Source organism: Actinomadura rugatobispora (assembly GCF_055379765.1).
This window is the reverse complement of the sequence record NZ_AP029191.1, coordinates 2,262,415-2,283,074: the sequence shown is the minus strand read 5'-3', so window position 1 is coordinate 2,283,074 and position 20,660 is coordinate 2,262,415. Positions and strand designations below refer to the sequence as shown.

Here is a 20,660-nt window from a genome sequence, read left to right as displayed (position 1 = left end):
GCCTACTGCTGTCCTTCCGCGTACCAGGTCCGGAACTTGTCGTAACTCGGCATCTCCTCCGAGTTGGCCTTCGGGTCGACCGCGACGTGGATGACGGCGGTCTTGCCGCTGGCGTAGGCGCGCTTGACGGCGGGGGCGATGTCCTCGTCGCGCTCGACGTACTCGCCGTGGCAGCCGAAGCCCTCGGCGACCTTGTCCAGGCGCGTCTCCGTGCTCCAGTGCACGCCGGTCTCCCGCGACCCCTGGCCGAAGGTGCGCTTGTAGACGCCCACCTCCAGGCCCCAGGCGTAGTCGACGCCGACGACGCAGACCAGGGGCAGGTTCAGGCGCGCGGCCGTCTCCAGCTCGGCGATGTGGAACTGGAAGGACGAGTCACCGGTGATCAGCATCAGGGGCCGGTTCCCGCCGTCGGCCACGCCGGCGCCGACGGCGTAGGGCAGGCCCGTGCCCAGGTGGCCGAAGTTCTGGTTCCAGATCACGTCGTGCGGCTTGGCCTGCGAGTACGTCCAGCCGAAGATCGTGGTGGCGCCGCCGTCGCGGATCATGATGCCGTTGGCGGGGAACTCCTTGGTCGCCTCGACGATCAGCCGCGCCGGATGCACCGGCGACCCGCCCGAGGGCGCCGTCTCGGCCAGCTCCGCCAGCCGCGCCGCGTCCTCCCTGATCCAGCCCTCGAACTCGGGGGTCGGGGTGCGCGGGGTGTCCTTGAGCGCCTCGGTCAGCTGCGGGACGATTGCGCGCAGGTCGCCCACCAGCGGCACGTCGATCGGCCGGTTCACGCCGATGGCCTGGGGGTCCTGCTCAACGAGGATCCAGGTGCGGTTCGCCTCGTTCTCCACCCAGTGGAAGTTGCGCCCGAAGTGGACAGGCTCGCCCAGCTCGGTGCCGATGGCCAGGCACAGGTCGGACTTCACCACCGCGTCGGTCGCCGCGTCGGAGAAGGCGTACTGGAAGGTGCGGTCCTCCAGGCCCTCGATGTAGGAGGTGCCGCCGGAGGTCTGGATGACCGGGCAGGCCATCAGCTCGGCCAGCGCCCGGACCGAAGCGCCCGCGCGGGAGGTGTGGACGCCGTGCCCGACCAGCAGGATCGGCTGCTCGGCGGCACGGATGGCCGCCGCCGCCTCCGCGATCTTGTCGGCTCCGGCGGTCTGGCCGACCAGGCGGTACCGCTCGGGCGGCAGCGGCTCCGGGACGTCCAGCTCCTCCAGGATCACGTGCGAGGGGTACTCGATGTAGGCCGGGCCGGGCGTCCCCGACAGCGCCTTGCGCAGCGCCTCCCGGACGATCTCGTCGGTCTGCTCGGCGTACTCGATGCTGGCGGCGTACTTGACCGAATCCTCCACCAGCGGGGTCTGCTGGACGAACTGGATGCGGCCGCGGCGGACCCGCTGCTCGGTGATCCGGGCCCGCTGCCCGCCCAGGAAGATGACCGGCGAGTTCTCCACCAGGGCGCACTGCACGGCGGGCGCCATGTTGGCCATGCCGGGGCCCAGCGTGCCGATGCAGACCGCCGCCTTGCCGGTCATGCGCGAGACCGCCTCCGCCATGAACCCGGCGGACGCCTCGTGGTGGGGCGCCACCACGTTCCAGCCGCGCTCCTCGGCGAGATGGAACATGTGCACGAAGTTCGGATCGGGGATCCCGAAGATCGTGTTGATGCCCTCGGCCTCGAAGAGCTGCAGAATGCGCTCGTAGACCTTAACCGGCATTGTCGGTTCCCTTCGTGGCCATGGCGAAACTGTTGCGGATGTGGTCGACGTGCGCCGACGGGACGGGCGGCAGGACCCACGGGTCGCTCGTGTCGCGGATCCCGGCCAGCTGCTCGCCGACCTCCGCGATCGTCCAGGACGGCCGGTACACGCCGGGGGACTCGGCGACGAACGCCCGCGCCACCCGTCCCGCGATCGACACGAGCATCTCCCCGGTGATCGAGCAGGACTCGTGCGCCAGCCAGCCCACCACCGGGGCCACCAGCTCCGGGCCCATGGGCGGGTAGGCCGAGATGTCGATGCCCTCGGCCATCCGCGTCACGGCGGCCGGGACGATGACGTTGCACTTCACGCCGTGCTCGGCGCCCTCCAGGGCGGCGACGTTGGACAGCCCGATCACGCCCGCCTTGGCGACGCCGTAGTTGGCGACCCCGTGGTTGCCGTACAGGCCGCCGATCGAGGAGGTCAGGACGACGCGGCCGTACCCCGCCTCGCACATCAGGGGGAAGGCGGGCCGGACGACGTGGAAGGCGCCGCGCAGGTGGACGTCCACGACGGCCTCGAAGTCCTCGTAGGACAGCTCGCGCAGGGACCCCGCGCGGACGTTCCCGGCGTTGTGGACGAGGACGTCGATCCGCCCGTAGTGGTCGAGCGCGGTCTGGACGATCGCCTGACCGCCCTCGGGCGTCGCCACCGACTCGGTGCAGGCGACGGCCTCGCCCCCGGCCGCCTTGATCTCCCGGACCACCTCGTCGGCGGGCCCGGCGTCGTCGCCGTCGCCGCGCAGGGCGCCGCCCGGGTCGTTGACGACGACCTTGGCGCCCTTCGAGCCGAGCAGCAGCGCGTAGGCGCGCCCGAGCCCCCGGCCGGCGCCGGTGATGACGGCCACCCGGCCGTCGAACCTGAGGTCGGTCGCGGGGTCAGTCATCGGACGCCCCGTCCAGGGCGAGGCCCTTCAGCTCGCCCGTGTCGCGCCATGCCTGGAGCAGGTCCTCCAGGACGTAGAAGCCGCCCCAGAAGGGATCGCCCAGGAACGACCGGCCGTTGGGCTCGCCCTCGGCGTTGTAGTACCCGGGCGTGCACTCCCGGACGAAGTTGCTGTTGTCGACCGAGTTCTCCCTGATGGTCGCGATCCACCCCTCCTCGGCCTCGGCGGTGGGCTCCACCAGCGTGGCGCCGCGCCCCACGGCCTCCTTGAGGATGTAGGCGATGTGGTCGGCCTGCTGCTCGAACATCAGCGTCGTGGACGCGGTCACCCCGCCCTGGATGAACCCCGTGAAGAACAGGTTGGGGAACCCGTGCGCCGTGGTGCCGTGCAGGGTGCGGAACCCCTTGCCCCAGTGCTCGTAGATGGACTTGCCCCCGCGGCCCGCGAACGGCTTGATGTTGTACTGGGCGTCGAGGGAGCCCGTGATCTCGAAGCCGCTGGCGAAGATGATGCAGTCGACCTCGTACTCGACCCCGCCGGCGACGAGGCCCTTCTCGGTGATGCGCTCGACGCCCTTGGTCTCCGACACGTCGATGAGGGTGACGTTGGGGCGGTTGAAGGCGGGCAGGTAGTTGTCGCTGAACCCGGGTCGCTTGCACAGGAAGCGGTAGTAGGGCTTCAGCGTCTCCGCCGTCTTCCCGTCCTCGACGATCTCGTCGATCCGGGCGCGGTTCGCCTCCATCACCCGGTAGTCCTCGTCCTCCTTGAGGGCCATGAACTTCTCGGGCGTCAGCTCGGCCCAGCCGTTGGTGGCGTCCAGGTGCGCGGCCACGTTGCGGGAGACCTCGGTCCAGGCGTCGCAGATGAGGTCGGGCTCGCCCGGGGAGTAGAACGCGTACGCCGCGTTGTGGAAGTTGCGCTGCCGCTCCGCGCGCCAGCCGGGCCGCAGCGTCTTCACCCACTCGGGGTCGGTCTTCGCGTTGCCGCGCACGTGGATGTACGACGGCGTCCGCTGGAAGACGTAGAGCTGCTGGGCGGACGCGGCCAGGTGCGGGATGGCCCCGATGCCGCTCGCGCCGGTGCCGATGATGGCGACCCGCTTGTCGGCGAGCTTGTCCAGTCCGCCGTGCAGGTCTCCGCCGGTGTACTCGTAGTCCCAGCGCGCGGTGTGGAAGGTGTGGCCCTGGAAGTCCTTGATGCCGGGGATGCCGGGCAGTTTCGGCCGGTTGTACGGGCCCTGGCACATGACGATGTGCCGGGCGCGGATGTCGTCGCCCCGGTTGGTGGTGATCCGCCAGCGCCGGATCCCCTCGTCCCACTCCAGCGAGCGGATCAGCGTGTGGAAGATCGCCTTCTCGTAGAGGCCGAAGTGCTTGCCGATGCGCTGCGCGTGCTCGTAGCACTCGTCCCCGTAGGAGAACTTCTCCTTCGGCATGTAGCCGGTCTCTTCGAGCAGCGGGAGGTAGCAGTAGCTGTCGGAGTCGATCTGGATGCCGGGATAGCGGTTCCAGTACCAGACGCCGCCGAAGTCGCCGCCCAGCTCGATGATCCGGAAGTCGTCGACACCGGCCGTGTGCAGGCGGTGGGCCGTGATCAGCCCCGCGAAGCCGCCACCGAGGATCGCCACCTCGATCTCGTCCGAGATCGGCTGCCGCGGCACGACCGGCAGGTGCGGATCGCCCTCGTAGAACTCCGCGAAGTCGTCCTCGGCCTCCAGGTACTGCTTCTGCCCCTCGGGGCGCAGGCGCTTGTCGCGCTCGGCCAGGTACTTGGCCCTCAGGGCTTCCTTGTCGACCTCGGGCGGCTGTGTAGGTTCGCACTTCTGCATGCAAAGTCCTCGGATCGGGGCGGTCTAAGGTCCTGCAGGCCCGTCCGGGCCCGGGGCGACGGGCCTGGACGGGCCTGCAGGAGGTCAGGCGAGGTCGCGCGGCGCACCGGTGCCCATGTACTTGGACAGGTTCCGGTGCAGGTTCACGGTGGAGCGCTCGCGGTAGGGGTTGGGCTTGGTGCCCGAGAAGCCCTGCGTCTTCATGCCTTGCTGGACCGCCGCCATGTTGGAGAAGTCCTGCGGCAGGACGGTCCGCCAGTCCGGGTCGTCCTGCGGCGTGTAGAGCCACTCGGTCTCCGGCTCCTGGCCCTCCGGGTAGAGCTGGTAGACGGCGGCCTCGAAGATGCACTTGTCGGGGTCGTAGCCGTAGGGGCGGGCGCCGTAGCACAGCATGTTGTTCTGGCCGTGCCCGATCTGGAAGTTGGGGAAGATCTGCCAGGCGGTGCCGCTCTTGGCGACGGCCTCGGGGGCGACGGTCGGCCAGTCCACGCCGCGCTCGGCGTCCTCGCGCCGGGCCGTCTCCAGCCAGTACTTCGCCACCTGGTCGGGCGGCGTGCCCTCCGGCAGCTCCTTGACCAGCCGGTTGGCGACGTCCACGAGCGTCTCGGTGGTGTTGGTGTTCGCGTTCTCCCAGATGAAGTTCTGCATCTCGGCCGTCGACACGCGGGCGTCGACGCCGCCGCCGATCCGCAGCTTGCCCTGGTTCTCCTCCAGGCCCTTGGGCGCCTCGAACCCGATGTTGCTGTGCCGGCCCTGGGCCCTGGACCACCCGAGGAAGCTCCCGAAGGGGATGAACTCCGGGTGGGTGTAGGGCACGTGGTAGGTCTCGTTGAACGCCTCGAGCGCGACCTTCCAGTTGCAGTCGAAGACCAGCCAGCGGCGCCACCGGTAGCGGAACCGCTCCAGCTGGAAGGGTTCGAGCAGCGTGGCCGCCGGCTCCAGGTAGTCCCGGAGCGGCTCGGACTCCGGGTCCATGTTGATGAAGATCCAGCCGCCCCAGGTGTCGACCTTGACCTCGCGCAGCCGGATCTTGTCGTCGGTCAGGACGCCCTGCCAGTCCTCGCGCTCGGGCACGTGGGTGCACCGGCCCTCGATGTCGTACCGCCAGCCGTGGAAGCCGCAGACGAACTGCCGGCCGCGGCCGCGGGCGTTGCGGGCGCGCGGCGGGGTGTCGACGAGCCGGCGGCCGCGGTGCGAGCACACGTTGTAGTACGCGCGGATCTTGTTCGGAGCGGTGCGCATGACGATGATCGAGTCGTCGAGGATCTCGTAGGTGATCCAGCTGCCGACCTCGGCGATCTCCTCGACCCGGCCGACCTGCTGCCACACCTTTCTCCACAGCCTGTCGCGCTCGGCCCGGGCGTAGTCCTCGGAGAGGTACGCCTCCACGCCGATCGTGAACGGCTCCGACAGCGCTTCGGCCGTCGCGGTTCCCTGGACGTCTTCGAGGGTTTCGCTCATGACATTTCTCCATCCCGCGTCGGGAGGTCGTCGGTACGGGGGCGGTCGCCGTGTGCGTGCGTAGGCGGGGGCGGGTGGGGGTGCGGGTGCCGGGGCGTCAGCGCGTGATCGCGGCGCGGAAGCCCTCGTCCTTGAGGAAGAGGGAGGTGTTGTCCGAGCCCAGATGGGTCCACTTGAGGTTGAGACCGCCGTCCACCAGGATCGTCTGGCCCGTGATGTAGGTGGACAGGTCCGACAGCAGGAAGAGGATCGCCCCCGCCTGCTCCTCGGGACGGCCGCGCCGCCCCATGGCGATCGCGGTCCGGTCGCGCTCGGGGTCCTCGTCCACGTAGGTGCGTGACGACGGGGTCTCGGTCACGCCGGGCGCGACCGCGTTCACCCGGATGCCGTCCAGGGCCAGCTCGACGGCCATCGTCCGGGTCGCCGCCACCAGCGCCGCCTTGGCGGTGCCGTAGGCGATGTGGAACGGCGCGGTGTTCATGCCGCTGATCGAGGAGATCGAGACGATCGAGCCGGGCCGGGCGCGCGACTTGAGCTCCGCCGCGACCGCCTGGCTCATGAAGAACATCGTCTCCGCGTTCTGGTGGAACAGCGCCCGCCAGTCCTCGCGGGTCACCCGCGTCGACGGCATCCAGGTCGCGGGCGCGGCGCCGCCGGCCACGTTCACGAGCCCGTGCAGCTCGCCCTGCGTCCGCCCGACCCGCTCCATCACGGTCGCGATGCCCTCGTCGGTGGACGCGTCCGCCGTGACCGGGACGACCTTGAGGCCCTCCGCCGCGAGCGGGCCCACGTGCGTGTCGAGGTTCTCCTTGGAGCGGCTCACCGCGATCACGGTGGCGCCGGCCTGGGCGACCATGCGCGTCACCGTGGTGCCGATGCCGCCGCCGCCCGCGCCGGAGACGATGACGATGCGCCCGTCCAGTCCGAAGAAGTCGTGTGTCATGACCCTGCTCAACCTTCCTTGCGGAGTGCCAGGACGCTGCCTTCGGCGTCGGCGGAGACGTAGAGGGTGCCGTCCGGTCCGGCGGCGATGCCCGCGAAGAGGCCCTGCGGCCCGGAGAACGGCTGCAGTCCCTTCAGGGGCTTGGGCTCCACCCCGAGCGGGGCGCCCACCGGCAGGTCGCGGGCGATCGTGGTGCGGGCCTTGCTGCCCAGGTCGACCTCGACCAGCGTCTTGGCGCCCGCGTCCACGACCAGGAGCCGGCCGCCGCGCACCAGGAGGCCCTGGGGCGTTTCGAGGCCGTCCACGACCGTGTCCACGCCCGAGCCGGTGACCGCGACGACGCGTCCGGCGCCGGACTCGGAGACCAGGCAGGTGCCGTCCGTGCCGAACGCCACGCCCATCGGCCGGTCCAGGCCGGAGGCCAGGGTGGCCACGTCGCCGCCGCGCACCGACACCACGCGGCCGGTGCCGAGCTCGGCGGCCACGACCTCGCCGCCGGGCGCGACCGCCACGCCGTAGAGCTGGTCGAACGGCTCGGTCTCACCGGCCAGGACGTCGTGCTCGCCGCTCGCGGGCCGCCACCGCGCGATCTGCCCGTTGGAGGTGGTGACGACGAACTCGCCCTCGCCGGCGGCGGTCACGCCGCGGATGTAGCCGGGCCAGCCGGGGCTGAACAGCATCCCGAGCATCTCCAGGCCGCCGTCCGGCGCGAGGACGTAGAAGTGCGTGCCGTCCGAGATGTAGAGGGTGCCGTCGCCGCCCACCGTGAGGTCCAGCGGCCAAGTGAGGCCGCCCGGCAGCACCGCCCGGGTCTCGCCGCCGCCGAGGATCTCGGTGATCTGCCCGGTGAAGCCGGAGACGAACAGCCGGTTCCCCACGAACGTCAGGTTGTCCAGGCCGGGGGCGATGGTGGCCAGGACGGTGCGCTCGCCGCTGCGGGGGTCGATCCGCAGGACCTCGCCGGTGCCCACCTGGGTGGAGACGATGTAGCCCTCGGAGTCGAACTTCACCGCGTCCGGGACCCCCAGGTCGCCCACCACGCGCTCGGGCTCGCCGCCGTCGGGGTCGATCCGCCAGATGTCGTTGCTGCCCAGCACCGGGTAGTACAGCTTCCCGTCCGGGCCGACCTCCATGGCGTTGGGCATCGGCAGGTTCTCCAGCAGCACCTTGGGCGCGCCGCCGTTGAGGTCGAGCTCCAGCAGGCGGCCCCCGATCCGGCACTCGTCGATGAACAGCCGGCCCTGGTGGAAGGTGATGCCGTTGGCGCCGGGCAGGTCGTCGCGCAGCACCCGCGTGCGCCCGTCGGCCCCGCGCACGCTCACCCGCCCGTCGTAGTACTCGGTGGCGTAGAGGTCGCCGTCGGCGTCGAAGGCCACGTCGTCGGGCGCGACGATGTCGCCGCCCTGCGCGCTCACGGTCTCCAGCTCGCCGGTGTCCACGTCGAGCGCGCTGATCTGGCTGCCGGCCACCTGCGCCACGTAGATGCGGCCGTCCGGCCCGGTGCGGAGACCGTTCGCGCCGAACAGCCGGCTCGGCGGGGAGAGCCGTTCCAGGCTCCAGCCCGCGGCGAGACCGATCGATGCGGCGCTGGTATAGCGCGTCCCTTGCTGCGACATGGTGACGGACTCCCGGCAGTTTCGTCGTTGAGGTGGAATGTGCCGCCGTGATGAGAAGACTTCGCAGGCGGAGCGGTGCGCGGGCCGTAGGAGGGCGCCGCGCGGCCCGCCGACCTCCGGCCGGACGCCGCGTCCCGGGGTCTCCGGTCCGCGCGCGGCTGTGGGCCGGCGGCGTCGGTGCTGCTCACGACAACTTGGTATCACTAATCCTTGCAAGGATTCAATCCTTGCAAGGATTCGACCGAGGGTGGCCGCCCCGGGAAGGCGGCGAAGCGGGCTACGGGGCGCCGTGCTCCGTCCGGCGGGACGCGGCGCGGTGGACGACCGCCGCGGCGGCCAGGTCGGCGAGCCCGCTGCCGACGGCCTTGAACACCGTGATCCGGTCCGCGTCGGGACGGCCCGGGACCTCCCCGCGGCACAGTTGCGGCAGCGTGCCGGCGATGTCGTCCCGCGCCAGGACCCCGGCCGCGATCGGCCGGGTGAGGTCCCCGGACTCCTCCAGCGCGACCGGGGTGTCGATGTAGACCAGGCCGCGGCGCACGCACTCGTCGTCCGACTCGCGCATGCCCGGCCGGAAGCCGCCGACCAGGTCGAGATGGGTGCCGGGGGCCAGCCACGCGCCCCGGACGATCGGCTCGGCCGCCAGCGTGGCGCACGTGATGACGTCGGCCTCCGCCGCGGCCTCCGCCAGGCCGGTCACCGCCCGCGCGTCCACGCCCCCGGCGCGCAGGCGGCCCGCCAGGCGCTCGGCGTGCGCGGGCGTCCGGGAGTGGACGAGCACGGTCCGCAGGCCGTCCAGGACGCTGCGGAACGCGTCCGCCGCGAGCCCGCCGATGTGCCCGGCGCCCACGACCAGCAGGGTCCGGCTGTCAGGGCGGGCGAGGTAGGAGGCGGCCAGCGCGGAGGTCGCCACGGTCCGGCGGCGGGTCAGCTCGTTGCCGTCGATCACCGCGAGATGCCTTCCGGTGGCGGCGTCGGCCAGCACGTACGCCGAGGACAGCGCGGGGAGCCCGGCCGCGCTGTTGGCGGGGAAGACGTTGACCAGCTTGACCCCGAGGTACTCGCCGTCGGTCCAGGACGGCATGAGCAGCAGGGTCGCGTCCGCCGCCTCGTCGATGGTGTGGTGGTGCCGGGCCGGGGTGTGCGCGCCCCGCGCGAAGCCCTCGCGCAGTGCCGGGACCAGCACCTCGAACGGCAGCGCCCGCGCGGTCTCCGCCGCGGTGATGTTCAGCATGGCGTCCAAGCTAGGTCGTTCCCGCGTGCGGAACCGGGGCCGGAACCGCACCGTCGAATGCGGCATGGGCGGCAGAAGAGTCATCGCTGTGGGTGTCGTCGCCGTGCTCGCGGTGGCCGGCCTTGTGGTGGCGGCCCTGTGGCCGGAGAACGGCCCGCGCGTCCTCCCGGTGGCCAGTACGGTGAAGGCCGAGCTGCTGACCTTCCACCAGGGGCACGGCCTGCCCGACGTGTCCACGGTGCTGCGCAGCCGCACCGACGCGCGGGCGGTGCGCGGCTGGTTCGCCGAAACGGGGGGCGGGCGGGGCGCGCCGGACGCCGACGATGTCGAGAAGCTCGCCGCGGGACGCGACTTCGGCCGGGAGGCGGTGGTGCTGTTCTCCTACACCGGCGGCTGCGACTCCGCCCGCGGCGCGCGCCTGACCAGTGACGGCACGCGACGGCTCAGCATGGACCTCACCGGTGTCACCGAGCACGACGAGTGCGAGGCGCCCTACGACAACCTGGCCATGTTCGCCGTCGACAAGGCCAGGGCACCGGCGGACGGGCTCATGCTGGGCGGCTCGCGTACGGGCAGCCCCGACCCGGTGAGCCCGGGGACGCTGCTGGCGTTCGAGCGGCTCACGGGGCCGCCGCCTGCCTCCGGCTCTCTGCGGGCGGCCGAGGTGAGCCAGCCCGATCAGCTGGAAGGGTTCCTCACCTCGCTTCCCGGAGCCACGGCCGCCCGGCTCGGCCGCCTGGCGGCCCGCCAGGACGGCGGGCGGCGGTTCGCCTTCGTCGTCTCCGGCTGCCGAGCGAAGACCGCCCTCATGATGATCGACGAGGAGCGGCTCGCGGCCGAGCCGGTCGGCGGCGACGGCGGCGGCGGTGGCGCGGCACGGTGCGGGACGGCCGAGCACTACGTGGCGGTGTTCAGCGTCGAGGCGCCGCACGTGCCGTCCGGCGCCCGGATCGGCTGAACGCCCCCGCCGGACCGCCGTGTACAGATTCCATACCTAGGGGTATGGTCTCCATGCCATGGAGTATGGAGACGAGATCGTCCGCCGCGTCCGTGACCTCGCGCCGACGCTGACCGAACGCGCCCGTGCCGCCGAGGACGCGCGGCGCCTGCCCGACGAGACCATCGCGGACCTGGCCGCGACCGGCCTGTTCGGCATGCTGGTGCCGGAACGGTTCGGCGGTTCCGAACTCGGCTTCGACGCGATGGCGGCGGCGTGCCGCGAGGCCGGCGCGGGATGCGCCTCGACGGGATGGCTCTCGGTCATCTACACCCTGCACAACTGGATGGTCGCGCTGTTCCCCGAGGAGGCGCAGGCCGAGGTGTGGGCCGAGCGCCCGTACGCCCTGATCCCCTGCACCCTGGCGCCCAGCGGCACCGCGGAGCCGGTCGACGGCGGCCACCGCGTCACCGGGCGCTGGTCGTGGGGGAGCGGGGTCGTGCACGCCGGGCACGTGCTGGTGATGGCCCTGGTCACCGCCGGGGACGGGATCGAGCCGAGGCTGTTCCTGCTGCCGCGCGAGGACGTGACCGTCCACGACGTCTGGCACACCAGCGGGATGCGGGGCACCGGCAGCAACGACATCGAGGTCGCGGGCGCCTTCGTGCCCGGGCACCGCTCCGTGCCGCTGGCCGAGCTGGCCGAGGGGCGCGCGCCCGGATCGCTCGTCCACCCGGGGGCGCTGTACCGGACCCCGCTGGTGCCGGTGTTCGCGCTGACCGGCGCGGCACCCGTGCTCGGCGTGGCCGAGGGCGTGCTGGCGCGGTTCACCGAGCGGATGCGGGGGCGGGTGATGGCGTACACCGGTGAGCGGCAGCGCGACCAGATGAGCGGCCAGATCCGGGTGGCGTCGGCGACCGCGGACCTGGCCGCCGCCCGGCTGCTGCTGGAGGAGGCCGTGCGCGACCTGACCGATCCTGAGGGGGCGGACGGCGACGGGATCCGCTCGATCCCGCGGCGGGCCCGCGCCCGGCTGGTGGCCGCCCACGTGGCCGGGACCGCCCGCCGGGTCGTGAACGAGCTGTGCGCGGCGGCCGGCGCGAGCGCGCAGTTCGCGGACTCGCCGTTCCAGCGGGCGCAGCGCGATATGAATACGATCTCCACGCATGTGGTGTTCGACCAGGACGCGGCCTACGCCCTCTACGGCAGGGTCGAGCTGGGGATGGACCCCGGCCCGATGACCCTCGTGTGACGGCGCCCGCGCGCCGGGACGTGAGCGGGGGAGCGATGACGGCCCGTACCAAGGTGGCCAGGCGGGACTGGATCGAGGCCGCCTACCAGGAGCTGGCCCGGGGCGGCGAGCGCGGCGTGGGCATCAACGCGCTCGCCGCCCGGCTGGGCGTCACCAAGGGCAGCTTCTACTGGCACTTCAAGGACCGGTCCGAACTGCTGCGGGCGCTGCTCGACCGCTGGGCGCACGAGCGCACCGACGAGGTGCTGGGACTGGCCCTCGGCAGCACCGCCGACCCGCGCGAGCGGCTCCGCCGCATCCAGGCGCTCGGCCGCGAGATCGCGCCGATCGACCGGGCCATGCGGCTCTGGGCCCAGCACGACCCCGCCGCCGAGGAGGCGGTGCGGCACGCCGACCGGGCGCTGCTCGGCCACATCACCGGCTGCCTGGAGGACCTCGGGTTCGACGCCGGGGAGGCGCGGCTGCGGGCGCTGCTGATGCTGCGCGCGTGGGCGGGCGGCTACCTCGTGCCCGCCCCCTCGGGCACGGCCGTCCCCGACCCGCACGACCACGTCCTGGAGATCTTCCTGGCCCCCGTGAAGGACGCCTAGCGGTGGTCAGGCGGTGTCGCGCTGGGAGGCGCCCAGGCGGCGCCTGGCGAGGACGAGGAGGGGCCCGGCGGCGACCAGGACGCCGAGCGCGGCGTACCCGTGGCCGAGCCCGGCCTGCGTGGCGACGGCGGCGACCAGGAGCGGGCCGCCGGCGTCGCCGAGTTCGCGGCCGAGTTCGGCGGCGCCCATGGTCTGGCCCAGCCGTTCGGCGGGGGTGGCGGCCGCCAGGGCGGCGAAGCCCAGCGGGGTGATCAGGCCGGTGCCGGCGCCGATCAGCACCGCCGCGGACAGGATTCCGGCCAGGCCGGGGAGCGTGGCGCAGCCCAGCCCGGCGGCGGTGAGCAGGAGCCCGCCGGTGACGCCGCCGCGGGCGGTGAGCCGTCCGGTGTCCAGCGCCCGCCCGGCCCGCGGCTGGACGAGCGCGGCGCAGGCGGCGAGGGCGGAGACGGCGGCGCCGGTGGCGATGGTGCCCAGCCCGGCCGCCCTGCCGGACACCGGCAGGAAGCCCACCCCGACCGACAGGGCGGCGGTCGCCGCGGCCAGCGCCGCGGTGGGCGCCAGGAAGGCGGGGTCGGCCAGCCGGCGGGCCAGGTCGACGACCGTCTGCCGCGCCTTGGGCAGCGGCGGGACGGCGGGCACGGCCAGCGCCGCCCACACCGCGACCCCGGCGCCGAGCACGGCGAGTACGGCGAACAGCAGCCGCAGTCCGCCCGCCCACACCAGCACGCCGCCGAGCAGCGGGCCCAGGGTGTAGCCGATGGACTTCCAGAACCCGTACGAGCCGAACGCCCGGCCGTGACCGGCCGCCGGATTGAGCCGCGCGACCAGGGCGGACGCCGCCGGCGAGAACGCGGACGCGGCGGCCCCCTGGCCCAGGCGGGCCGCCCACAGCCAGCCGGGGGCGTCCGCGACGACGTAGACGGCGGAGGCGGCGGCGAACGCGACCAGCCCGCCGATCATGACGGGCCGGGCGCCGACCCTGTCCGCGAGGGTGCCGAAGACCGGCTTGAGCAGCACCTCGGCCCCGTCGTACAGGGCGAGCAGGCCGCCGAGCACCAGCAGGGAGGTGACCGCGTCCGCGGAGAAACCGCCCAGGTTGGCGGCGATTCCGTGGGCGCCGAACGCGGTGGTGAACCCGGCCGCGTACAGCGGCCACATCCGCCCCGCGGCACGGTTGGGTCTCACCAGACGAGGGTACGACCGAGCCGGGACGGCACTCGCGCCCGGGATCTCCTGACGGCCCGCGCTGGGCTCCGCCGTGCCGCCGCGTCCGATAACCGCTCTGACCTGGTGCTTCGTTTCGTATGCCCTGCTCCGGGACGTCCTGGCATGTTCTGGAAATCGGATTCTTGACTGATTCCAGAAAATGACTAACCTGTGTCCCGTGACCGCGCCCTTGGACTTCCAGCAGATGCTGCGACGCGCCGCGCTGCGCGTTACCCGTCCTCGGGTGGCGGTGCTGAGCGCGGTGCACGAGCATCCCCACGCCGACACCGATTCGATCATCGGTGCCGTGCGGAGGGAGCTCCCGAAGGTGTCCCACCAGACCGTCTACGACTCGCTGCACGCGCTGACGGCGGCCGGTCTGGTACGGCGCATCCAGCCGCACGGCTCCGTGGCCCGCTACGAGTCACGGACCGGGGACAACCATCACCACGTCGTATGCCGGTCGTGCGGGGCCATCGACGACGTCGACTGCGCCGTCGGCGAGGCGCCCTGCCTGACCGCGTCCGACGACCACGGCTTCTCGATCGACGAGGCCGAGGTCATCTACTGGGGCCTGTGCCCCGGTTGCTCCGCCCCCCAGAGTTCCTGAGTTCATCCCCGCCCTGGAAGGAACCACATGTCCGAGAACAACGAAGTCATTACTCCGACTCCCGCCGAGGCCACGGAGAGCGGGGGCGGGTGCCCGGTCGTCCACGGACGGGCACCGCACCCCACCCAGGGCGGCGGCAACCGAGGCTGGTGGCCGAACCGGCTCAACCTGAAGATCCTTGCCAAGAACCCCGCCGTGGCCGACCCGCTCGGCGGGGAGTTCGACTACGCCGAGGCGTTCAAGAACCTCGACCTGCCCGCCGTGAAGCGGGACATCGCCGAGATCCTCACGACCTCGCAGGACTGGTGGCCGGCGGACTTCGGCAACTACGGCCCGCTGATGATCCGGATGGCCTGGCACAGCGCGGGCACCTACCGCATCAGCGACGGCCGCGGCGGCGCCGGGGCGGGCCAGCAGCGCTTCGCGCCCCTCAACAGCTGGCCGGACAACGGGAACCTCGACAAGGCCCGCCGCCTGCTGTGGCCGGTCAAGAAGAAGTACGGCCAGAACCTGTCCTGGGCCGACCTGATGGTCCTGGCCGGCAACGTCGCGCTGGAGTCGATGGGCTTCAAGACCTTCGGCTTCGCCGGCGGCCGCGCGGACGTCTGGGAGCCCGAGGAGGACGTCTACTGGGGCCCCGAGACCGTCTGGCTCGACGACCAGCGCTACTCCGGCGACCGTGAGCTCGAGAACCCGCTGGGCGCCGTCCAGATGGGTCTCATCTACGTCAACCCGGAGGGCCCGAACGGCAACCCCGACCCGGTCGCCGCGGCCCGCGACATCCGCGAGACGTTCCGCCGCATGGCGATGAACGACGAGGAGACCGTCGCGCTGATCGCCGGCGGCCACACCTTCGGCAAGACGCACGGCGCGGCCCCCGACAGCAACGTCGGGCCCGAGCCCGAGGGCGCCCCGATCGAGGCCCAGGGCCTGGGCTGGAAGAACGCCCACGGCACCGGCAAGGGCGCGGACACGATCACCAGCGGTCTCGAGGTCACCTGGACGCCCACCCCGACCGCGTGGGACAACAGCTTCTTCGAGACCCTGTTCGCCTACGAGTGGGAGCTGTTCCAGAGCCCGGCCGGGGCGAACCAGTGGCGGCCGAAGGACGGCGCCGGCGCCGGCACCGTCCCGGACGCCTACGACCCGTCGAAGAAGCACCAGCCGACGATGCTCACGACCGACCTCTCGCTCCGGTTCGACCCGGTCTACGAGCAGATCTCGCGGCGCTTCCTGGAGAACCCCGACGCGTTCGCGGACGCCTTCGCCCGCGCGTGGTACAAGCTGACCCACCGTGACATGGGCCCGATCGTCCGCTACCTCGGGCCCGAGGTGCCGTCCGAGGTGCTGCTGTGGCAGGACCCCGTGCCGGCCGTGGACCACGAGCTCGTCGGCGCCGAGGACGTCGCCGCCCTCAAGGCGAAGATCCTCGACTCGGGGCTGTCGGTCTCCCAGCTGGTCTCCACCGCGTGGGCGGCGGCCTCGACCTTCCGCGGCAGCGACAAGCGGGGCGGCGCCAACGGCGGCCGCATCCGCCTCGCGCCGCAGAACGACTGGGAGGTCAACGAGCCGGAGAAGCTGGCGCCGGTGCTGCGCACCCTGGAGGGGATCCAGGAGTCCTTCAACGCCGCCCAGACCGGCGGCACGAAGGTCTCGTTCGCCGACGTGGTGGTGCTGGCCGGGGCCGCCGGCATCGAGAAGGCGGCCAAGGCCGCCGGCTTCGACGTCGAGGTCCCCTTCACCCCGGGCCGTACGGACGCGACGCAGGAGCAGACCGACGTCGAGTCCTTCGCCGCGCTCGAGCCGCAGGTGGACGGGTTCCGCAACTACGTCGGGAAGGGCGACCGGCTGCCGGCCGAGTTCCTCCTGATCGACAAGGCGAACCTGCTCACCCTGAGCGCGCCCGAGCTGACCGTCCTCGTCGGCGGCCTGCGGGTGCTGGGCGCGAACTACCAGCAGTCGTCGCTCGGCGTCCTCACCGACAAGCCCGAGACGCTGACCAACGACTTCTTCGTGAACCTGCTCGACCTGGGCACCACGTGGCGCCCGACGTCCGAGGAGGCCGAGACCTTCGAGGGTGTCGACGACGCCACGGGCGCGGTCAAGTGGACGGGCAGCCGCGCCGACCTGGTCTTCGGCTCGAACTCCGAGCTGCGGGCGGTCGCGGAGGTCTACGCGAGCGATGACGCGCGGGAGAAGTTCGTGCGCGACTTCGTGGCGGCGTGGACCAAGGTGACGAACGCCGACCGGTTCGAGCTCTGATCCGGGCGTCCGGGCCGGTCCGCGTGCGGGCCGGCCCGGACGTGTTCCCGGGGAGCGCCGAGGCGGTCAGCGCAGCGCCAGGCCCTCGGCGGCCAGCGCCTCCGACAGGATGCGCACCGCCTTGGGGCCGACCCCGTGCAGGGCGAGCAGTTCGTCCTCCGAGCGGGCGGCGACCTGCGCGAGCGTGCTCAGCCCGGCCCCGAGCAGGGCCTGCGTCGCCGGCCTGCCGATGCCGGCCGGCAGGTCGGAGCCGGCCGTCCCGGCCCCCCGGTCGGCGGCCGCGAGGGAGGCCGCCAGCCGCTTGGGGGCGCGGCAGTACCAGGCCGCCCGGACCAGGGCGTTGAGGTCCTTGCCGTTGACGTCGTCCAGCGGGACCCGGAAGCCGATGAGCTTGCCCATCCTGACCAGCCGCTCCCCGCTCGGATGCGCGGCCTCGGCGGCCTCGACCTCGGACTCCGGCAGGTGGAGCTGTGCCTGGCCGTCCTTCGACACCGAGACGAACCCCTTGCCGCGCACCGAGAACGCGACCATGCCGAAGTGCGTGCCCTCCTCGACCTCCGGAAGGGCGAGCGCGGCCTTGCGCAGCTGGGACAAGGTGGTCATGGGCCGATGCTAGACGCCGCCCCCGACAACCCCGCGGCCCGTGGCGGCCGGCAGCCCCTTCCTCCGTGATCTCGGCGTGCGACGCCGCGGCGGGGACCTCGTCATGCGGGTCGCCGAACCGCACACGAGGTCCGGGGCGCTGCACGGCGGCGCGATCGCGGCACTGGCCGCGGCCTCGGCGCAGGCGACCATGCGGGCCTCAGACGCGGACCTGGAGCCCAGCACGACGGTGCGCCGCGCGAGCTCGGGTTCTACGCGAGGCCGGCGACGTGATCGCGAGCGCGTCCAGCACGCTCGCGGACGCCCGGAGCGGCGGCCGACCTTGCGCTTCCGGAACCTGAACGGGGGACTGGCCGTGCCGGGCTTCGGCGAATCGCCCCCGCAGCCCGCCGCGAGAACGAGCGGCGGCAGATGATGATCGCGCCGCCGCGCCTGCCGGGCTGACGCCTTCCCTCTGACAGGCGGTTCCCGGAAAACTCACCGCGAACGTCATGTCCCGCCCACGCTTGCCCAGGTCACGGGCGGGGGTTACTATCCCAACGCAAGCAAGGGAGCGTTCACTTAGTTATTGAATCGCTCCGCAAGGCGGATTCCCGATGGATGTGGCGTCCGTCCCGTCGCGTTCCCCCACCCCCCATGGCTCCGGTCTCGTCAGGCGGTGACCGCCAGGTTCCGCCCGGCCAGGACAAAGGAGAGTCGGTTGACTCACAAGGACGCACTCGGCGCGGTCGACGCCCAGATCGACCGCAAGATCTCCCTCCGCCTCCTTCCCTTCCTGTCCCTGCTCATGTTCGTCGCGTTCATCGATCGGATCGCCATCTCCTACGCCGGTCCGAACGGGATGAACGAAGAGCTCGGGCTGACGGCGACGGCCTTCGGCTTCGCCGCCGGGATCTTCTTCGCCGGCTACATCCTGGTCGAGGTGCCGAGCAACATCGCGATGCACCGCTTCGGCGGGCGCGCGTGGCTGGCCCGCATCATCACCACCTGGGGCATCGTCCAGACGCTCACGGCCTTCAGCCCGAACGCCCCCGTGCTCTACGCGCTCCGCTTCCTGCTCGGCGTCGCCGAGGCGGGCTTCGCGCCGGGGGTCATGCTCTACCTGACCTTGTGGTTCTCGCACTCCTACCGGGGACGCGCGGTCAGCCGGTTCTTCTTCTCCACCCTCGTCGCCACGGTCGTGGGCGCGCCGCTGTCCCTGTGGCTCATCTCGTTCGGCGACGGCAGCCGGCCCCTCGGACTGGTCGGATGGAGATTCCTGTACGTGTCGACGGGCGTCGTGGCGGTGATCCTGGGGGTGATCGCCTGGTTCTACCTCGACGACCGTCCCGACAAGGCGAAATGGCTGTCGGCGGACGAGAAGGCCCGCATCCGCACACGCCTTGAAGCCGACCGGTCCGACGCGACGCCCGCCGAGGGCGGCGGCATTCTGGGGGTGTTCAAGAGTTCACTGCCGTGGCTTCTCGGGCTCTGCTATTTCACCTTCGTCTACGGCGCCTACGCCTTGACGTTCTTCCTGCCGACGATCGTGTCAGGATTCGAGGAGCAGTTCGGCGTCCGGTATTCGTCGGCCCAGGTGGCGCTGCTGACGTCGGTGCCCTTCTGCTTCGGCGGCGCGGCGCAGCTGTGGCTCGGCCGGCGGGCCGACAAGAAGGGGCGGCTCGGGCTCCTCGTCGCCGCGACCGCGGTCATCGGCCTGGTCGGCGGCGTGGCCGCGACGTTCGCGTCGGACCCCCTCGTGCTCATCCTCTTCATCTGCCTGCTGTCGATCGGGACCGCGGGCGGCGCCACCACCGTCCTGATCATGGCGACGCGGATGTACTCGGGAGTGAGCGCCGCGACGGCCATCGCGCTGGTGAACACGGTCGGCATCTCCGCCGGATTCTTCGGGCCCTATCTCACCGGGTGGCTGCGGGACGCCACCGGGAACGACAAGGGCGGCATCCTGCTGATCGCGCTGCTGCTGGCGCTTTCCGCCGTCATCGCGCTCATGGTCGACCGGCCGAGGCGGATCAGGGCCGGCGGGGGCGATTCCCTCGGCCTCGGCGATTCGGCCGGCGTCCAGAGATCGCCCAGCGCCCAGCGCTGAACGAGTGACCGCTCCGTGGCCGCCGGGGAACCCCGGCGGCCACCGCCTTCCCGCGGTCACAGCATGGCCTCGATGCCCGCGATCAGCATGGTCAGGACCGATTCGAAGAGGGCGTCCGGGGGCTCGGGGACGATCTCCGTCGCGATGCGGTCCAGCTGCGTCAGGCCCGCGCCCGCCGAGTTCGGCGGCACCCCCGCCCAGGCCGGGGGATCCGAGCCGGGCGGCGGCCGGTCGTGCCAGGCGTCCCAGATCTCGGCGAACCCGGCCACCTGGAGCACGGTGATGGACCAGGCCCGGTAGGCGTCCTGGGGAGAAAGCCCCACGTCGAGGAAGAGGCCCACCAGCGCGTCGTCGGCCCGCAGCGACTCCGCCGAGGCGAACGGCGTCAGGTCCTCGGCCCGCGCCAGGGCCAGCATCCCGGGATGGGTCCGGTACCAGGACCGGAGATCCCGGCAGTAGGCGCGGAGGCCGTCCTGCCAGTGCGCGGGGTCCAGCCGGGGCGCGGGACGGTCGCGCAGGCAGACCTCCACGATCTCGCGGAGCAGGTCCCGGCGGTCGGTCACGTAGTTGTACAGGGCGCGCGGCGAGACCTCCATGCGGGCGGCGACGGCGCGCATGGTCAGGTCGGACGGACCCGTGTCGCCGAGGATGGCCAGGGCCGCCCGCGCGATCCGCTCCCTGGTGAGGGTGGGGCGCCCCTTGCGGAACTCGGGCCGCCTCCGGCTCGTGGCGCCGCTCTCGCCCCCGGGGGACGGCTCGGTGTCTCGTCCGGGCACCGGATCATCCTAGCGGGCCTTGAACTTCACACCCTGTTGACTTTAAGCTCCATCCCAACTTAGGTAAGCCTTACCGAACTGATGTCGAAGGGGTGGGGCATGGAGTGGTCGACGATCGTCGGATACGGCCTCGGATACGGGCTGGTGCTCAGCGTCCTGTTCAGCGCGGCGGTGCTCGCCGGGGCGGCCGTCAGCACCGACTTCCTGCTGAACGACTATCCGCCCGCGCTCCAGGAGCGCTACGGCAGACCCAAGAGCGCGCGCGGCCGGCGGGTCGCGGTGGCCTTCGGCGTCTTCGTCTGGGGGGTCTGCGGCCTGCCCCTGATGACGATCGCGATGATCACGCTCGACGGGGCGCTGGACGGCGGGCTCGGCTTCGTCTCGGCGGCACTGTGCGCCGCCCTGATCTTCGCCACCCTGAGCGTCTTCGACCTGGTCGTGCTCGACTGGATCGTCTTCGCCGGCCTGCGTCCCCGCGTCCTGGTCCTGCCCGGCACCGAAGGCATGGCGGAGTACCGCGACCTGCGCTTCCACCTCGTCGCCGCGGCCAAGGGCAGCCCCCTGATCCCCGCCGTCGGCCTCGTCACCGGCGGCGCCGCCGCCCTGATCGCCTGAA

General features: G+C 72.2%; 17 protein-coding genes. 7 read left to right on the top strand and 10 right to left on the bottom strand.

Annotated features, from left to right (window positions below; translation table 11 throughout):
• Nucleotides 1-2: 2 nt before the first annotated feature.
• The 7 genes from ACZ466_RS09560 to lhpI form a co-directional block, all read right to left on the bottom strand.
• The gene (locus ACZ466_RS09560) at nucleotides 3-1,709 is read right to left on the bottom strand and encodes a thiamine pyrophosphate-binding protein (protein WP_378285622.1); all 1,707 of its coding nucleotides are present in this window, start codon (nucleotides 1,707-1,709) and stop codon (nucleotides 3-5) included.
• On the bottom strand, nucleotides 1,699-2,637 hold the full coding sequence (locus ACZ466_RS09555; protein WP_378285621.1) for an SDR family NAD(P)-dependent oxidoreductase: 939 nt from the start codon (nucleotides 2,635-2,637) through the stop codon (nucleotides 1,699-1,701). The genes ACZ466_RS09560 and ACZ466_RS09555 overlap by 11 nt, the downstream gene beginning before the upstream one ends.
• Nucleotides 2,630-4,465 carry a flavin-containing monooxygenase gene (locus ACZ466_RS09550; RefSeq protein WP_378285620.1) on the bottom strand — a complete coding sequence of 612 codons (1,836 nt, stop codon included), beginning with the start codon at nucleotides 4,463-4,465 and terminating at the stop codon, nucleotides 2,630-2,632. Before ACZ466_RS09550 ends, ACZ466_RS09555 begins: the two co-directional genes overlap by 8 nt.
• A gap of 84 nt (nucleotides 4,466-4,549) precedes the next feature.
• A complete protein-coding gene (locus ACZ466_RS09545; RefSeq protein WP_378285619.1) occupies nucleotides 4,550-5,926 on the bottom strand; it encodes an aromatic ring-hydroxylating oxygenase subunit alpha in 1,377 nt (458 codons plus the stop codon).
• Between the two features lie 97 nt (nucleotides 5,927-6,023).
• A complete protein-coding gene (locus ACZ466_RS09540; protein WP_378285618.1) occupies nucleotides 6,024-6,869 on the bottom strand; it encodes an SDR family NAD(P)-dependent oxidoreductase in 846 nt (281 codons plus the stop codon).
• Nucleotides 6,870-6,877: 8 nt separating this feature from the next.
• Nucleotides 6,878-8,485: an SMP-30/gluconolactonase/LRE family protein gene (locus ACZ466_RS09535; protein WP_378285617.1), complete on the bottom strand. Its 1,608-nt coding sequence runs from the start codon at nucleotides 8,483-8,485 to the stop codon at nucleotides 6,878-6,880.
• A 277-nt stretch (nucleotides 8,486-8,762) separates the two neighbouring features.
• The gene (lhpI, locus tag ACZ466_RS09530; protein ID WP_378285616.1) at nucleotides 8,763-9,719 is read right to left on the bottom strand and encodes a bifunctional Delta(1)-pyrroline-2-carboxylate/Delta(1)-piperideine-2-carboxylate reductase; all 957 of its coding nucleotides are present in this window, start codon (nucleotides 9,717-9,719) and stop codon (nucleotides 8,763-8,765) included.
• A gap of 88 nt (nucleotides 9,720-9,807) precedes the next feature.
• Between lhpI and ACZ466_RS09525 the strand changes: the two genes are divergently transcribed.
• The 3 genes from ACZ466_RS09525 to ACZ466_RS09515 are packed head-to-tail and all read left to right on the top strand — an operon-like array spanning nucleotide 9,808 to nucleotide 12,498.
• Complete coding sequence (locus ACZ466_RS09525) at nucleotides 9,808-10,677, top strand: hypothetical protein (RefSeq protein ID WP_378285615.1); 870 nt, start codon at nucleotides 9,808-9,810, stop codon at nucleotides 10,675-10,677.
• A 58-nt stretch (nucleotides 10,678-10,735) separates the two neighbouring features.
• The gene (locus ACZ466_RS09520; protein WP_378285614.1) at nucleotides 10,736-11,908 is read left to right on the top strand and encodes an acyl-CoA dehydrogenase family protein; all 1,173 of its coding nucleotides are present in this window, start codon (nucleotides 10,736-10,738) and stop codon (nucleotides 11,906-11,908) included.
• A gap of 35 nt (nucleotides 11,909-11,943) precedes the next feature.
• Entirely contained in the window at nucleotides 11,944-12,498 is a 555-nt protein-coding gene (locus tag ACZ466_RS09515; protein ID WP_378285613.1) for a TetR/AcrR family transcriptional regulator, read from the top strand.
• A 6-nt stretch (nucleotides 12,499-12,504) separates the two neighbouring features.
• Here the strand turns inward: ACZ466_RS09515 and ACZ466_RS09510 are convergent, their stop codons facing one another.
• Nucleotides 12,505-13,683 (bottom strand): MFS transporter, encoded by a 1,179-nt coding sequence (locus ACZ466_RS09510; protein WP_378285612.1) that lies wholly within the window; start codon nucleotides 13,681-13,683, stop codon nucleotides 12,505-12,507.
• 226 nt (nucleotides 13,684-13,909) lie between these two features.
• Between ACZ466_RS09510 and ACZ466_RS09505 the strand changes: the two genes are divergently transcribed.
• Nucleotides 13,910-14,314, top strand: a complete 405-nt coding sequence (locus ACZ466_RS09505) for a Fur family transcriptional regulator (protein WP_378285639.1) — start codon at nucleotides 13,910-13,912, stop codon at nucleotides 14,312-14,314.
• 27 nt (nucleotides 14,315-14,341) lie between these two features.
• Nucleotides 14,342-16,576 (top strand): catalase/peroxidase HPI, encoded by a 2,235-nt coding sequence (gene katG, locus ACZ466_RS09500; protein ID WP_378285611.1) that lies wholly within the window; start codon nucleotides 14,342-14,344, stop codon nucleotides 16,574-16,576.
• Between the two features lie 66 nt (nucleotides 16,577-16,642).
• Here katG and ACZ466_RS09495 read toward each other — a convergent pair whose 3' ends face one another.
• Nucleotides 16,643-17,179 carry an MmcQ/YjbR family DNA-binding protein gene (locus tag ACZ466_RS09495; RefSeq protein ID WP_378285610.1) on the bottom strand — a complete coding sequence of 179 codons (537 nt, stop codon included), beginning with the start codon at nucleotides 17,177-17,179 and terminating at the stop codon, nucleotides 16,643-16,645.
• A 700-nt stretch (nucleotides 17,180-17,879) separates the two neighbouring features.
• Here ACZ466_RS09495 and ACZ466_RS09490 point away from each other — a divergent pair.
• Nucleotides 17,880-19,268 carry an MFS transporter gene (locus tag ACZ466_RS09490; RefSeq protein ID WP_378285609.1) on the top strand — a complete coding sequence of 463 codons (1,389 nt, stop codon included), beginning with the start codon at nucleotides 17,880-17,882 and terminating at the stop codon, nucleotides 19,266-19,268.
• Between the two features lie 56 nt (nucleotides 19,269-19,324).
• On the opposite strand, the gene ACZ466_RS09485 is transcribed toward ACZ466_RS09490, so the two are convergent.
• Complete coding sequence (locus ACZ466_RS09485) at nucleotides 19,325-20,044, bottom strand: TetR/AcrR family transcriptional regulator (protein ID WP_378285608.1); 720 nt, start codon at nucleotides 20,042-20,044, stop codon at nucleotides 19,325-19,327.
• Between the two features lie 99 nt (nucleotides 20,045-20,143).
• Here ACZ466_RS09485 and ACZ466_RS09480 point away from each other — a divergent pair, with 99 nt between their 5' ends.
• Nucleotides 20,144-20,659, top strand: a complete 516-nt coding sequence (locus tag ACZ466_RS09480) for a hypothetical protein (RefSeq protein WP_378285607.1) — start codon at nucleotides 20,144-20,146, stop codon at nucleotides 20,657-20,659.
• The last annotated feature ends 1 nt before the right edge of the window (nucleotide 20,660 follow it).

What these genes read in the sequence shown, in the direction of transcription:
- ACZ466_RS09535 (WP_378285617.1), bottom strand. Translation starts at nt 8,485, where the DNA reads ATGTCGCAGCAAGGGACGCGCTATACCAGCGCCGCATCGATCGGTCTC.
- ACZ466_RS09540 (WP_378285618.1), bottom strand. Translation starts at nt 6,869, where the DNA reads ATGACACACGACTTCTTCGGACTGGACGGGCGCATCGTCATCGTCTCC.
- ACZ466_RS09495 (WP_378285610.1), bottom strand. Translation starts at nt 17,179, where the DNA reads ATGACCACCTTGTCCCAGCTGCGCAAGGCCGCGCTCGCCCTTCCGGAG.
- katG (WP_378285611.1), top strand. Translation starts at nt 14,342, where the DNA reads ATGTCCGAGAACAACGAAGTCATTACTCCGACTCCCGCCGAGGCCACG.
- ACZ466_RS09550 (WP_378285620.1), bottom strand. Translation starts at nt 4,465, where the DNA reads ATGCAGAAGTGCGAACCTACACAGCCGCCCGAGGTCGACAAGGAAGCC.
- lhpI (WP_378285616.1), bottom strand. Translation starts at nt 9,719, where the DNA reads ATGCTGAACATCACCGCGGCGGAGACCGCGCGGGCGCTGCCGTTCGAG.
- ACZ466_RS09515 (WP_378285613.1), top strand. Translation starts at nt 11,944, where the DNA reads ATGACGGCCCGTACCAAGGTGGCCAGGCGGGACTGGATCGAGGCCGCC.
- ACZ466_RS09545 (WP_378285619.1), bottom strand. Translation starts at nt 5,926, where the DNA reads ATGAGCGAAACCCTCGAAGACGTCCAGGGAACCGCGACGGCCGAAGCG.
- ACZ466_RS09560 (WP_378285622.1), bottom strand. Translation starts at nt 1,709, where the DNA reads ATGCCGGTTAAGGTCTACGAGCGCATTCTGCAGCTCTTCGAGGCCGAG.
- ACZ466_RS09505 (WP_378285639.1), top strand. Translation starts at nt 13,910, where the DNA reads ATGCTGCGACGCGCCGCGCTGCGCGTTACCCGTCCTCGGGTGGCGGTG.
- ACZ466_RS09555 (WP_378285621.1), bottom strand. Translation starts at nt 2,637, where the DNA reads ATGACTGACCCCGCGACCGACCTCAGGTTCGACGGCCGGGTGGCCGTC.
- ACZ466_RS09520 (WP_378285614.1), top strand. Translation starts at nt 10,736, where the DNA reads ATGGAGTATGGAGACGAGATCGTCCGCCGCGTCCGTGACCTCGCGCCG.
- ACZ466_RS09480 (WP_378285607.1), top strand. Translation starts at nt 20,144, where the DNA reads ATGGAGTGGTCGACGATCGTCGGATACGGCCTCGGATACGGGCTGGTG.